This is a genomic window from Citrobacter sp. RHBSTW-00570 (assembly GCF_013739755.1).
Classification (GTDB): Bacteria; Pseudomonadota; Gammaproteobacteria; order Enterobacterales; family Enterobacteriaceae; genus Citrobacter; species Citrobacter braakii.
Map to the genome: position 1 here is coordinate 1,798,608 of NZ_CP056399.1, position 14,133 is coordinate 1,812,740.

At 53.1% G+C, this 14,133-nt stretch carries 12 protein-coding genes; 8 read left to right on the plus strand and 4 right to left on the minus strand.

The window, feature by feature from the left end; all coding sequences use genetic code 11:
- Positions 1-47 precede the first annotated feature (47 nt).
- The 3 genes from torC to torD are packed head-to-tail and all read left to right on the plus strand — an operon-like array spanning position 48 to position 4,311.
- Entirely contained in the window at positions 48-1,187 is a 1,140-nt protein-coding gene (torC, locus tag HV237_RS08420; protein ID WP_047359184.1) for a pentaheme c-type cytochrome TorC, read from the plus strand.
- A gap of 3 nt (positions 1,188-1,190) precedes the next feature.
- Positions 1,191-3,689: a trimethylamine-N-oxide reductase TorA gene (gene torA / locus HV237_RS08425; RefSeq protein WP_047359183.1), complete on the plus strand. Its 2,499-nt coding sequence runs from the start codon at positions 1,191-1,193 to the stop codon at positions 3,687-3,689.
- Positions 3,679-4,311, plus strand: coding sequence for a molecular chaperone TorD (gene torD, locus HV237_RS08430; protein WP_047359182.1), 633 nt, complete (start codon positions 3,679-3,681; stop codon positions 4,309-4,311). The genes torA and torD overlap by 11 nt, the downstream gene beginning before the upstream one ends.
- A gap of 56 nt (positions 4,312-4,367) precedes the next feature.
- On the opposite strand, the gene yeiP is transcribed toward torD, so the two are convergent.
- Entirely contained in the window at positions 4,368-4,940 is a 573-nt protein-coding gene (gene yeiP / locus HV237_RS08435; RefSeq protein ID WP_016153740.1) for an elongation factor P-like protein YeiP, read from the minus strand.
- 157 nt (positions 4,941-5,097) lie between these two features.
- Here yeiP and HV237_RS08440 point away from each other — a divergent pair, with 157 nt between their 5' ends.
- Positions 5,098-5,352, plus strand: coding sequence for a YkgJ family cysteine cluster protein (locus tag HV237_RS08440; RefSeq protein WP_016153739.1), 255 nt, complete (start codon positions 5,098-5,100; stop codon positions 5,350-5,352).
- On the opposite strand, the gene setB is transcribed toward HV237_RS08440, so the two are convergent.
- Positions 5,349-6,530, minus strand: coding sequence for a sugar efflux transporter SetB (setB, locus tag HV237_RS08445; RefSeq protein WP_047359181.1), 1,182 nt, complete (start codon positions 6,528-6,530; stop codon positions 5,349-5,351). The two genes, HV237_RS08440 and setB, sit on opposite strands and share 4 nt — an antisense overlap.
- A 368-nt stretch (positions 6,531-6,898) precedes the next feature.
- Here setB and fruB point away from each other — a divergent pair, with 368 nt between their 5' ends.
- From fruB to fruA, 3 genes are read left to right on the plus strand one after another with little or no spacing between them, the layout of a single operon-like run.
- On the plus strand, positions 6,899-8,029 hold the full coding sequence (fruB, locus tag HV237_RS08450; protein ID WP_046275459.1) for a fused PTS fructose transporter subunit IIA/HPr protein: 1,131 nt from the start codon (positions 6,899-6,901) through the stop codon (positions 8,027-8,029).
- Entirely contained in the window at positions 8,029-8,967 is a 939-nt protein-coding gene (gene fruK, locus HV237_RS08455; protein ID WP_003834544.1) for a 1-phosphofructokinase, read from the plus strand. The genes fruB and fruK overlap by 1 nt, the downstream gene beginning before the upstream one ends.
- A gap of 16 nt (positions 8,968-8,983) precedes the next feature.
- Positions 8,984-10,672: a PTS fructose transporter subunit IIBC gene (gene fruA, locus HV237_RS08460; RefSeq protein ID WP_047359179.1), complete on the plus strand. Its 1,689-nt coding sequence runs from the start codon at positions 8,984-8,986 to the stop codon at positions 10,670-10,672.
- Positions 10,673-10,750: 78 nt separating this feature from the next.
- Here the strand turns inward: fruA and HV237_RS08465 are convergent, their stop codons facing one another.
- Both HV237_RS08465 and HV237_RS08470 read right to left on the minus strand, forming a co-directional pair.
- On the minus strand, positions 10,751-12,049 hold the full coding sequence (locus tag HV237_RS08465) for an anaerobic C4-dicarboxylate transporter (RefSeq protein WP_016153735.1): 1,299 nt from the start codon (positions 12,047-12,049) through the stop codon (positions 10,751-10,753).
- 76 nt (positions 12,050-12,125) lie between these two features.
- Entirely contained in the window at positions 12,126-12,845 is a 720-nt protein-coding gene (locus tag HV237_RS08470; protein ID WP_016153734.1) for an amino acid racemase, read from the minus strand.
- A 353-nt stretch (positions 12,846-13,198) separates the two neighbouring features.
- On the opposite strand from HV237_RS08470, the gene hypT reads away from it, so the two are divergent.
- Positions 13,199-14,110 carry a hypochlorite stress DNA-binding transcriptional regulator HypT gene (hypT, locus tag HV237_RS08475; RefSeq protein ID WP_019077233.1) on the plus strand — a complete coding sequence of 304 codons (912 nt, stop codon included), beginning with the start codon at positions 13,199-13,201 and terminating at the stop codon, positions 14,108-14,110.
- Positions 14,111-14,133: the final 23 nt, after the last annotated feature.

The following is a 14,133-nucleotide window of genomic DNA, read 5'->3' on the forward strand; positions in this document are numbered from 1 at the left end:
TTTTTATTATCCCTTAGCGTGTCGCTATTAAAAAAATGGAGGCAAGCATGTCGTGGATAAGAAAAAACGCACTATGGTGCGCATTCGCCGGGGCGGTAGCAATGGCCCTGGCTATTTGGGGAACGTGGCAAGGCGTTCATTACACCAGTTCTACCGAGTTTTGTTTATCGTGTCACTCGATGCGCACATCTGGCGAGGAGTATAAAACCAGCGTGCATTTTCGTAATGCTTCAGGTGTGCGTGCGGAGTGTAAGGATTGTCATATTCCGCCAGGCATCGTCCCAACGCTGGTTCGTAAAACGCAAGCCTTAAACGACCTCTACCACACCTTTATCTCTCCTTCGATCGATACCCCGGAAAAATTTGCCGCAAAGCGGGCGGAGTTGGCCCAGCGAGAATGGGCGCGCATGAGCGCGAATAATTCAGCGGCGTGTAAATCCTGCCATAGCTACGAGGCGATGGATCACGGCAAGCAATCGGCAAATGCAGCGGCGCAAATGACCGCGGCGGCGGCAAAAGACAGTAACTGTATCGATTGTCACAAAGGCATTGCCCATCACAAACCCGATATGAGCAGCGGTTTTCGCGATCGTTACAAGCAGCTGCAGCGTCAGGGAGAGCAGTTACCCACGGCGACGAAGCTGTATTCGTTAGGCGAAAAATCACTGACTGCGACAGCAGAGAGTCCGGCAGGTAAAGCCATGCTGTACCCGGCAACGCAAGTGCGTGTGCTGAAAAGAGAAGGGAAAAACGTTCAGATAGAGCTGACCGGCTGGCGGGAAAGCAAAGGACGTGGACGGGTGATTACCCAGTATATGGGTAAACGCGTTTTTGCTGCCGTATTAGATGCCTCGCTGATGAGCAATGTGAAGGTTGAGCAAACACAGGTTGATCCGGAGTCACATCAGGAGTGGCAGCAGGTAAGCGTGACAGCCTGGAGTTCGGCGGAGGGGTTTACCGACAATATTGACCCCCTCTGGCAATACGCCGATCAGATGTTGCAATCCACCTGTAGCGCTTGCCACAGCACGCCGCCGCCGACCCGTTATTCCGCGAATGGCTGGATCGCCGGACTGAAATCCATGTCCACCTACTACCGGCTTAATCCGGTGGAAGACCGTACGTTGTTGAAATATCTCCAGACTCACGCCAGCGATATACCTCAACCTAACAATTCAAAAGGATAATTTATGGATATTCATGATTTTAATCCGTCACGTCGACGGTTTTTAAGCGGAATGCTGGCAGTCGGTGCCGTCAGCGCTTTAGGGCCAAATCCACTGATCTCAAAAGTCTGGGCAGCGGGTGAAAACCCGGAGCAATGGATCCAGTCTGGCTCGCACTTTGGCGCTTTTGAAGCCAAAGTCGTGAACGGTGAATGGGTCGATACCCGCTCCTTCAAACATGACAAATACCCCTGCGATATGCTCAATGCCGTTCGGGAGGTGGTCTACAACCCATCGCGCGTGCGCTACCCGATGGTGCGGCTGGACTGGCTGCGCAAGCGTGAAAAGTCAGATCGCAACCAGCGCGGCGATAATCGCTTTGTCCGTGTGAGCTGGGATCAGGCGTTGGATCTGGTTTATGAAGAGCTGGAGCGGGTACAAAAGACCTACGGATCTTCTGGTGTCTTTACCGGGCTGGCGGACTGGCAAATTGTTGGCAAATATCATAAGGCCGGCGGCGCGATGGATCGGGGACTCGGCTTACACGGTAGCTATGTAACGACCGTCGGCGACTACTCGGCAGCCGCAGCGCAGGTGATTTTGCCGCATGTGATTGGTTCGCTGGAAGTTTATGAGCAGCAAACGTCGCTCCCGCTGGTTATCGAAAATACCCAAACCATCGTGCTGTGGGGCTGCGATCCTATCAAGAATCTGCAGATCGAGTTCCTGGTTCCCGATCACGATGCGTTTGGCTATTGGCAGCAGATTAAAGAAGCGGTTGCGCAGGGTAAGATGCGCGTTATCAGCGTTGATCCGGTGCGTAGCAAGTCGCAAAACTATCTTGGCTGTGAGCAGCTGGCGCTGCGACCGCAAACGGATGTCGCGTTATTGCTGGCGCTGGCGCATACCCTGTACGAAGAAAAACTGTATGACGTGGCGTTCATTAACGATTATACCGTGGGCTTTGAACAGTTCTTGCCGTATCTGCTTGGGGAAAGCGACAAGCAGCCGAAAAACGCCGAATGGGCGGCGGAAATCTGCGGTCTGACGGCGGAGCAGATCCGCGACTTCGCCCGCCTGCTGGTCAAAGGCCGGACACAGTTTATGGGCGGCTGGTGCGTGCAGCGTATGCACCATGGCGAGCAGTATCCGTGGATGCTGGTGGTGCTGGCCAGCATGGTTGGCCAAATTGGCTTGCCGGGCGGCGGAGTAGGGTTTGGCTGGCACTATAACGGCGGCGGGACGGTCACTTCTGCCGGTCCTGTCCTGTCCGGCCTCGGGAGCATCAACAATCCCCCGGCCGCGAAATACAAAGCGGATTTCCGCGGCGCTTCAGAGCATATTCCTACCTCGCGAATGATCGATTGTCTGCTGGCGCCAGGCAAAAAGATCGCTTTCAACGGTGAAACATTAACTTTCCCTGATATCAAAATGGCGATTTTCAGCGCCGCCAATCCGTTCCATGCGCAGCAGGATCGTAACCGCATGATCGAAGCGTGGAAGAAGCTGGAAACCGTGGTCGTTCTGGATCATCAGTGGACAGCATCCTGTCGTTTTGCCGATATCGTCCTGCCTGTGACCACGCGCTTTGAGCGTAATGACATTGAGCAGTTCGGTACACACTCGAATAAAGGGCTGATGGCGATACATCAGGTGGTTAAACCGCAGTTTGAAGCGCGACATGACTTTGATGTCTTTGCCGGTCTGTGCAAACGCTTTGGTCAGGAAGAGACATACCGCGAAAAGCGGGATGAAATGCAGTGGATAAAAGCCATTTATGATGAGGGCGCGAAAACAGGAGCGTCCCTTGGCGTGAGTATGCCGAACTTCGAGAGTTTCTGGCAGGGCGAAGGATACATTGAATATCCTGCCGGGAAGCCGTGGGTGCGTCACGGAGAATTTCGCGAACAGCCGGATATCAACCCGTTAGGAACACCCTCTGGTCTGATTGAAATTTACAGCAAAACCATCGCGGGCTTTGCCTACGATGACTGCCCGGGGCATCCGGTGTGGATGGAACCCTTTGAGCGTACCCATGGCAGCAAAACAGATAAATATCCGCTGCATCTGCAGTCCTGCCATCCGGATAAACGTCTGCACTCCCAGTTGTGCTCAAGCGAGGCGTTTCGCAACACCTATGCAGTGGCAGGAAGAGAGCCGCTGTACATGAGCGAGTCGGATGCCCGCGCACGTGGCCTGAAAGCCGGGGATATTGCGCGCGTGTTTAACGCCAGAGGCCAGGTACTGGCCGGGGTGGTGATCAGTCCGGATTACGCGCCTGGCGTCGTCCGGATTCATGAAGGCGCGTGGTATTCGCCGCAGGAAGGCGGGAAAGCGGGCACATTATGCACTTATGGCGATCCGAATGTGCTGAGTGCGGATATCGGTACATCACAACTGGCGCAGGGGCCTTCGGCGCATACGGTGCTGGTCGAGGTGGAGCGGTACCAGGAGAATGCCCCGCAGGTCACGGGCTTTGGCGGGCCGGAGGTTGTGAAAGAGGAGGGGGCAAGTGCAGCATAATCACATTCATCGACAGCGGGCGGCGGTGTACCAGTGGTTTTCGCAACTGCTGTTCCGCGAGCTGGACGAGGAGCAACTCATCCGTCTGGAAAGTGGGGAAAGCCGAAAGTGGCTGGCGTCGTTGACGGCTATCCCTGGGTTATCCGTTGATGTTAAAAACCTGGAACGTAGTCTCGTTCGGGCGCTGCGCCGGGAAAGCCGACAGCTGGAGCTGGCGGCGGACTATGCCTCGTTGTTTTTACTGGCACCTCCTGGCGGCGTTTCTCCCTATGCGGGGCATTATCCGCATACGACCGCGCCTGAAGAACGCAAGGAAATGAATGTGCTGTTAGTCGAGTATGGGCTGACACCGCAGGACAACGAGCCTGCCGACCATATTGCTGTACAGCTGGCACTGATGGCGAGAATGGTTACCAAAAAGGAGACGTTATCGGCGCAATATTACTTTTTGCATCATCACATTATGTGCTGGGCACCCCTGCTACGGGAAAGTTGTTTACACCGGGACGAAGAGGGGGTTTATCCTCAGGCGGTTAACGTCATAACGCATTTTATGCGTGAGGATGAGCTGTATCTGGAATCTCTGTTGGTGGATGATTTTTACCTCAGCAGCCAGGGCTGAAAAGAACAAAGGGACAGCAAATGCTGTCCCTTTTCACCGGTGTCGCAGCAGAAAAGTTAGTCTGCGCGGCCCATATAGCGACGTTCTTCGATATGAATACGTATTTTTTCACCTGCACTCAGATATTCAGGAACCAGGATAACCAGACCGGTGCTCATGGTCGCTGGTTTGTTACGCGCACTTGCTGACGCGCCTTTAATGCCCGGAGCCGTTTCAACGATTTCCAGGTCTACCGTTTGCGGCAGTTCAAGCGCCAGCAGCTGGCCGTCCCAGGTCAGTACCTGCATATCCGGCATTCCGCCTTCCGGGATGAACAGCAATTCTTCTTCGATCTGGTCTTTGGTGAAGGTATACGGGGTATAGTCTTCTTTATCCATGAAGACGTATTCGTTGCCATCGACATAGGAGAAATCAACGCCACGACGGCTCAGGGTGACGGTATCAACGATGTCATCACCTTTGAAGCGCTCTTCAACTTTCAGACCGGTACGAACATCAGAAAAACGCATTTTGTACAGCGTGGCGGCGCCACGTGCGGTTGGTGATTGAATATCAATATCTTTTACAATCAGCAGTTTGCCGTTGTAATTCAGTACCATACCTTTTTTAATTTCGTTCGCTCTTGGCATCGAAAAAATCCTGTAATGAGGAGTGTCTAAAATATCGCGTAAAACTACTCGCGCCGGGGCATTCAGGCAAGCGGAATTGATGCTTTTGCTGGTGCCCAAAAGGTGTTACTGTGCGCTTCCTGCACAATCCGATGGTTTACGATAAAGAGAGTACTGTATGGAATGCCGTCCGGATTGTGGTGCATGTTGCACCGCGCCTTCAATTTCCAGTCCCATCCCCGGCATGCCTGATGGCAAACCCGCTAACACACCATGCGTTCAACTGGATGAATCCCTGCGTTGTAAAATTTTTGCTTCGCCTCTGCGGCCAAAAGTGTGCGCCGGTTTACAGCCCAGTGCGGAAATGTGCGGACAGACGACGCACCAGGCCATGGTCTATCTCATTGAGCTCGAGGCGCTGACCGCACCTTAAACGTCTTTGATGCGCGTCAGACACGCGACGGTGGCGACGATCATCATCAACGCAAACCAGAATACCGCGTGATAGTTCCAGATTTCAGCGGCAATACCCGCCAACGATCCGGCAATAATCCAGCCCACGCGAATGGTATTTGTATAGAGAGTTGTGGCTGAACCCGCTTGTCCCGGCATCAGATCCTGGAAATAGAGCATGCCAATCCCGCCGAGGATGCCGATGTAAATCGCGTTCAGCAGCTGTAAGCCAAGCAATATCGCCGGAGAGTGGGCCAACAGCATGCCGGCATAAAAGAAAAATCCGGCGACAACGGCGATTCTCATCAACAGGCGTTTGCCCAGACGCTTCGCGAAGTATCCGGCAATCAACATGGTTGGGATTTCCATCCCCGCGGCAGTTCCCATCATGATGCCCGCCAGCTTTTCCGGCAGATGCAGTTCGTTGATAATAAACAACGGCATATTAATGATATAGAGACTGTTAGTCCCCCACATTAATGTGCAGATAACAAACAGCAGCAGCGTGTCGCGTCGATTGCGGCGCGGGGCTTCTACCGCGCCTGTCGCGAGAGGCACATTTTTACTCATCGAGGGTAAGAACAGCCAGACCATTACGCCGCAGACAACAAACGCCACCGCCGCGCTGAGGTACATCACCGTAAAGCTAAACCCCATGGCCAGCGCGTAGGCCAGCGGCGGGCCAATCACCCAGGCCAGCGAAACCTGCGCACGTAATATTGAACTGAACATGACGGCTTCCCGACCCGTACGGTCGGCGTGCTCGCGGGCGAGAGCAAACATTTGCGGGTTGGCGGTCGAACCAAAACTGCTGAGGAATACCCCGACAAACAGCAGAATAAAATAGTTACGGTTCCAGGCGAACAGCACGCAGGCCAACATCCCCAGCACGCAGCAAAACACAATCAGGTTTTTGCGATCGCCTTTTTTATCCGAACGTCCGGCCAGAAACTGACTCACCAAAATGCCGATTACGGCGCTACCGGTAAAAAAGAACCCGACCATGCCGGGACGGGCATGGACTTCATCCGTCAGAAAAAGGCTGAGCGTTGGCGTCTGCAACGCACCGGCGATACCCGTCAGAAACGCGACAAGCAGGAACGCCGAAGACGTTAAATCAAACGCCTTGGGTGTGGCGGCTACGGGGGTGTTGTGCATGTTTTGATATCAATAATGTGAAGAGACGCGGAGTTTACGCTGCTTGTCAGAAAATAAACAGGGAGCCAAATCAAAATCGGCATCAAAAATCAAAATAGCATTTCAGTCAGAGAAAGCAGTTTGCTGACGCTGCTGAATCTGACAGGCTGACGCCGTTTTTGCGTCAGCAATTTTTTCTCCTCCGCGGAGAAAATGTGCGTTATCTCTAAATTCAGCAAGTAATTTGTCAACTTTACTTGTGTGCTGAAGAAAAAAGAGCAAGACTTCTTGAAACGTTTCAGCGTCATCTCGCCATAACTGATGGAGTCAGGTGACGCCTTTTTTCTCATGTTAGCTGAATCGTTTCAAATCAGCGGGAGAGGAGAACCATGTTCCAGTTATCTGTTCAGGATATTCACCCGGGCGAACAGGCCGGGAATAAAGAAGAGGCTATTCGCCAGGTTGCCGCTGCCTTAGTGCTGGCAGGTAACGTAGCGGAAGGCTACGTCGATGGCATGCTGGCGCGTGAACAACAGACGTCCACGTTCCTCGGCAACGGTATTGCTATTCCTCACGGTACGACGGACACGCGCGATCGGGTGCTGAAAACCGGCGTGCAGGTGTTTCAGTTTCCGCAGGGCGTGATCTGGGGTGAAGGGCAGGTTGCTTATGTGGCAATCGGCATCGCCGCCAGCTCTGATGAGCACCTCGGTTTACTACGTCAGCTGACGCATGTGCTGAGCGATGACTCCGTCGCTGAACAGCTGAAATCTGCGACCACGGCGGAAGAGTTGCGCGCGTTGCTGATGGGGGAAAAGCAAAGCGAACAGCTGAAGCTTGATAACGAAACGCTGTCGCTGGACGTCGTTGCCAACTCGCTGGTCACGCTGCAGGCGCTCAACGCCGCACGGCTGAAAGAGGTCGGCGCGGTTGACGCCACCTTTGTGGCCAGAGCCATTAATGAGCAACCGATGAATCTCGGTCAGGGGATCTGGCTGAATGACTGTGCTGAAGGCAATGTGCGCAGCGCCGTTGCGGTCAGCCGCGCAGCAACAGCGTTCGATGAACAAGGTGAAGCGGCAGCCCTGCTGGTGACCGTCGCCATGAATGACGAACAACCGGTTGCGGTGCTGAAGCGCCTTGGCGATCTGCTGCTGAATAATAAAGCTGACCGTTTGTTGAAAGCCGATGCGGCAACGGTGCTGGCGCTGCTGACCAGCGATGATGCCTTAACTGATGATGTACTGAGCGCCGAATTTATTGTGCGCAATGAGCATGGTTTACACGCCCGCCCGGGCACCATGCTGGTGAATACGATTAAACAATTTAACAGTGAAATTACCGTGACAAATCTTGATGGAACCGGCAAGCCGGCGAATGGACGCAGTCTGATGAAAGTTGTGGCATTAGGCGTGAAGAAAGGACATCACCTGCGCTTTACCGCCCAGGGTGAAGATGCTGAACAGGCGCTGAAAGCGATTGGCGAAGCCATCGCGGCGGGTCTTGGGGAGGGCGCGTAATGAGCAGACGTGTTGCTACTATCACCCTTAACCCAGCCTACGATCTGGTAGGTTTCTGCCCGGAAATTGAACGCGGTGAAGTGAACCTGGTTAAAACGACCGGTCTGCACGCGGCAGGTAAAGGGATTAACGTCGCTAAGGTTTTGAAAGATTTAGGTATCGATGTAACGGTGGGCGGTTTCCTCGGTAAAGACAACCAGGATGGTTTTCAGCAGTTGTTCAGCGAGCTGGGTATCGCCAACCGTTTTCAGGTTGTACAGGGGCGTACGCGTATCAACGTCAAGCTGACCGAAAAAGACGGCGAAGTGTCCGATTTCAATTTCTCCGGCTTTGAAGTCACCCCGGCTGACTGGGAACGCTTTGTGAATGACTCGCTGAGCTGGCTGGGCCAGTTCGACATGGTGTGCGTCAGCGGCAGTTTGCCGACCGGCGTTAGCCCGGAAGCATTCACCGACTGGATGACGCGCCTGCGCAGTCAGTGTCCTTGCATTATCTTTGATAGTAGTCGTGAAGCACTGGTCGCCGGTCTGAAAGCGGCACCATGGCTGGTGAAACCAAACCGTCGTGAACTGGAAATCTGGGCAGGCCGTAAGCTGCCAGAAATGAAAGATGTGATTGAAGCTGCACATGCGTTGCGCGAGCAGGGTATTGCTCACGTGGTGATTTCACTTGGCGCGGAAGGTGCGCTGTGGGTTAACGCTTCGGGTGAGTGGATTGCTAAACCGCCGTCAGTCGAGGTGGTAAGCACCGTAGGCGCGGGTGATTCAATGGTTGGTGGCCTGATTTACGGCCTGCTGATGCGTGAATCCAGTGAACACACCCTGCGTCTGGCAACCGCTGTTGCCGCCCTGGCGGTAAGCCAAAGCAATGTGGGCATTACCGATCGTCCTCAGTTGGCCGCAATGATGGCGCGTGTCGACTTAAAACCGTTTAACTGACAGCAGGAGAGGCATAATGAAAACGCTGCTGATTATTGACGCTAATCTCGGCCAGGCTCGCGCTTATATGGCGAAAACCCTGCTTGGAGCGGCGGCGCAGAAAGCACATCTGGAAATTATTGATAATCCTAATGATGCCGAACTGGCAATTGTTCTGGGCGACACGCTTCCTGCCGACAGTTCGCTGAACGGCAAAAAAGTCTGGCTGGGCGATATTGGTCGTGCGGTTGCGCATCCTGAACTTTTCCTCAGCGAAGCGAAAGGCCACGCAAAACCTTATAGCGCTCCGGTTGCGACAGCGTCCGTGGCCAGTAGTGGTCCAAAACGCGTGGTGGCGGTGACGGCTTGTCCAACTGGCGTTGCCCATACGTTTATGGCCGCTGAAGCTATTGAAACAGAAGCGAAAAAACGTGGCTGGTGGGTGAAGGTTGAAACCCGTGGGTCTGTTGGCGCAGGCAATGCCATTACGCCGGAAGAGGTGGCTCAGGCGGATCTGGTGATTGTGGCGGCTGACATTGAAGTTGATCTGGCGAAGTTTGCCGGAAAACCAATGTACCGTACTTCTACTGGCCTTGCGCTGAAGAAAACGAAGCAGGAGCTGGATAAAGCGCTGGAAGAAGCAACGCCGTACCAGCCAGCCAGCAAAGCGCAGTCTGCAACCACTGAAGGTAAGAAAGAGAGCGCTGGCGCGTATCGTCACCTGCTGACGGGCGTATCCTACATGCTGCCGATGGTGGTTGCTGGCGGTCTGTGTATTGCACTCTCATTCGCTTTTGGTATCGAAGCGTTCAAGGAGCAGGGTACGCTGGCGGCGGCGCTGATGCAGATTGGCGGTGGTTCAGCTTTCGCGCTGATGGTGCCGGTTCTGGCGGGCTACATCGCGTTTTCCATCGCTGACCGTCCGGGTCTGACGCCAGGTCTTATCGGCGGTATGCTGGCGGTGAGCACCGGTTCCGGCTTTATTGGCGGGATTATTGCCGGTTTCCTTGCCGGTTATGTGGCGAAGCTCATCAGCACGAAGCTGAAACTCCCGCAGAGTATGGAAGCGCTGAAACCGATCCTGATCATTCCGCTGCTCTCAAGCCTGGTGGTTGGTCTGGCCATGATCTACCTGATCGGTAAACCAGTGGCGGGCATTCTGGAAGGTCTGACCCACTGGCTGCAAACCATGGGAACCGCGAATGCGGTGCTGCTTGGGGCGATTCTGGGCGGCATGATGTGTACCGATATGGGCGGTCCGGTTAACAAAGCGGCGTATGCTTTCGGTGTGGGCCTGCTTAGTACGCAAACCTATGCGCCGATGGCGGCGATTATGGCGGCGGGTATGGTGCCTCCGCTGGCCCTGGGGCTGGCAACGCTGGTGGCGCGTCGTAAGTTCGACAAAGCGCAGCAGGAAGGCGGTAAAGCTGCGCTGGTACTGGGCCTGTGCTTTATTACCGAAGGGGCTATCCCATTTGCTGCCCGTGACCCGATGCGCGTTCTGCCTTGCTGTATCGTTGGCGGCGCGATTACCGGGGCTATCTCGATGGCGGTGGGGGCTAAGCTGATGGCGCCGCACGGCGGTCTGTTCGTGCTGTTAATCCCTGGCGCAATCACTCCGGTGGTTGGATACCTGCTGGCCATTATTGCCGGTACGCTGGTAGCCGGTCTCTCCTACGCGGTGCTGAAACGCCCGGAAGCAGAGGTTGTGGCAAAGGCGGCCTGATTTAACGCTGACATCCGGGGCAGAGATTTCTCTGCCCCTTTTTTTATCCATTAAATCTGCCCGGTAGTGTTAACCGGTTCAGGCAATCATTGGCGCGATGATAAAACCAAAGGCAACGCCAGCAATGATCCCGCCAAGCCCTGGCAACATAAACGGATGGTTTAAGACATACTTACCCACGCGCGTTGTCCCGGTGGTGTCGAACTCCATTGCCGCCAGCGAAGTCGGATAAGTTGGCAGAACAAACACGCCGGTCACTGCGACATAGGAAGCCAGAATGGCCCATGTAGGTACGCCGAGCGCGACGGCAAGAGGGATAATCAGCGGCGTGGTGGCTCCCTGCGAATAGAGAAGCGCGCAGGTACCAAACAGCACCAGCGCCAACAGCATCGGATAAGCCCGTAGAATATCGCCCGCGATATCCTTTATCCCCGTTAAGTGGGCATCAATGAAGGTTGTGCCCAGCGTAACAATCCCCAGAATCACAGCCAACGAACTCATACCCGCGCGAAACGTGGATGTCAGGACAATCGCGTCTGTTGATGTTTTGCATAGCACCACCATCAGACATGCGGCAGCTAGCATGCAGATAATGATAATATCCCGGGTATTCATTGCGTTACCTGCATCGAATCCAGGGCGCAATTGAGGGCATGCGGCAAGAATAACGATGACCACCGTTGCCAGCATAAACAGGGCGACTGACAGTCTGGCACCTGGCGTTGTGCTGTTTTGCCCTGCATATTTACGCACCAGTCCTTTTTGCAGGCGTTCCAGATAGACTTCATCATCCTGTAGCTCACATCCCTGACGTGAGGCGATAAAAGCGGCGACCATCGCGGCGACAAATGAGGCAGGCAGACATACCGCCATGACCTGAATAAAGCTGATACCGTTGCCTTCCATAATAGTCAACATAGCGGCCATTGCGGCACTGATCGGCGAACCGGATATCGCCACCTGAGAAGCGACTACGGAGCCTGCGAGCGTACGGGAAGGGCGAATACCTGACTCTTTGGCAACTTCGGCAATCACCGGCAGAGTAGAAAAGACGATGAACCCTGTTCCCGCCATAATCGTCATCGACCAGGTAATAATCGGCGCAATAATATTGATATATTTAGGGTTACGGCGCATAAAATTACCGGCAATGCGAACCAGATAATCCATGCCTCCGGCGGCCTGTAGCGCCGATGCCGCCACCACCACCGTCATAATAATGAGAATAACGTCAACGGGTGGCGAACCAATTTGCAGCCCAAATCCCAGCGTTAAAATAGCCAGCCCCAGCCCGCCGCATAAACCAATACCAATTCCGCCAAGGCGGATACCGAAAAATATTGCGCCCAACACTACGATAATTTCTAGCCAAATCATAATGGCCTCCGCCAGAGAGTAATTTGTAATTAAAATGGGTTTTTATTTAATGCAACAATTAAACAGGTATGGATATTCATTGCGCCAAAAGGTGATTTTTACCCACGCGTTTCTCGTACCATTTAATACCGGCACGAACCAACGAACCGGTTGAATCAATATATTTCTCAGGTGACTTGTTGACTGCTTCGGCAAGAATGACAGGAACTTCAGTACATCCGAGCACGATGACTTGTGCCCCGCGTGAGAAGAGTGCTTCAGCCTGTTCATTCATCAGCGTTTGCGCCCGCTTAGCATCACCAGCTTTTAAGCAATAAATGCTTTCCATCACTTTTTCCTGACTGGATGAGTCAGGGCTGATGCAGGTTAACCCAAGAGATTCTATGCCTTTTTGATAGAGGCCCATGTATAAAGTGGCGTTGGTGGCGAGTAATCCGATTTGCGATTTCCCGCAGTTTTTAACCTCATTGATGGTCGTTTCAACGATACTGAGCAGCTCTGTATGGCAGCACGCTTTTAATTCATTAAACCAAAAGTGGGCGGTGTTACAGGGGATCACAATACACTCGGCGCCAGCATCTTCGAGTTTATGCATATAATCGCGCATTGCCGGAAGTGGGGAATGACCATGATGCATTAACGCGTCGGTTCGGTCAGGAATGTCAGGAATAGATGAAATAATTAAGGGGATATGTTCCTGGTCACGTTGCGCAGCGGTAAAAGTGACGAATTTATTAAACAGATCGACCGTTGCAGCAGGTCCCATACCACCAAGCACGCCAATTAAACCTTTCACGATATATACCTCAATTCACCGATAATTAATATTCAGAGCCGGGTTGTGTCTGCTGATAATGTTTAACAGCAGTGAGACGTGAGGAGAAATGCAATAATGTATGGTTCAATGCAAAAACCGCATGACTGTGGTTTATTGTGTAACCTCAGCAGGCCGGTATTCGGCCAGAGGCTCCGCGTTACGCGGCGGAAAAGCGGTCGTAACCGATAGGGAGAGAAGTATGTTAATGTTAAAAATGAAGCCTTGATGCAAAAAACGAATCACCAGGCGCTAATGATGAATGTCATCTCCGGAACTATTCAGGCATGATGCTTTAAGGCTAATAGGCATATTTAAATATCCGCGTGATAAGCATGAAAAATATTGAGACAAAATGGTTATATGACTTTCTGACGTTGGAGGCATGCCGTCATTTTTCCCAGGCGGCTGAGGAGCGCAACATATCCCAACCGGCATTTAGTCGGCGGATCAAGGCGCTCGAATCAGCCGTGGGTGTGCTGCTTTTTGATCGCACAACGAGCCCACTGCAACTCACGGAGGAGGGCAAGCTATTTCATTCGCAAACCCGTAGTTTGTTGCAACAGCTGGAATGTAATCTGGATGAGCTAAGCGGCCACAATTTACTGGGTGTACCCAATATCAAAATAGCGGCGGCACATTCTCTGTCGCTGACGATGTTGCCCAGATTGGTGCACTCAATGGCGGCCTGGGGTGAGGAGTTTGTCTATCACGTTGAAGCTATTGATGTTGTTCAGGCGGTGAATACTCTGCGCGAGGGGAAAAGCGATTTTATTATCTCCTTTCGGGATGAAGACTTAATGCAGTCACCTTTCTGCGGCTTGAAGGTTTTTGAGTCTGAACTGTACCCCGTGTGTGCTGCTGATGCGCAGGGTAAGGCGTTGTTTGATATCTATCAGTCGCAGGCACCAATTCTGAACTATACCAGCACATCCTACATGGGAAGATTGGTAAACCGTCATCTGGCGGAAGTAGGCGGCATTTCAGCCCGAACGCTGTTTATGTCTTCGATGAGTGAGTTATTAAAAAATATGGCATTGGATGGGCATGGTATCGCCTGGCTGCCGGCGTGGACAATCGTAAACGAACTGCGCGAAAAGCGGCTGGTTTGTCTGCAGACGCCGGAACTGATGGTGCCTATTCAGGCTTATATTTACCGAATGGATACCCGGTTGAATAAAACGGCTGAGCACTTCTGGCGGATTTTGTACAACCATATGCCAGAGGACCTTGTTTCGCTCAGTTGATACGAACCGGATCGTCTGGCGCA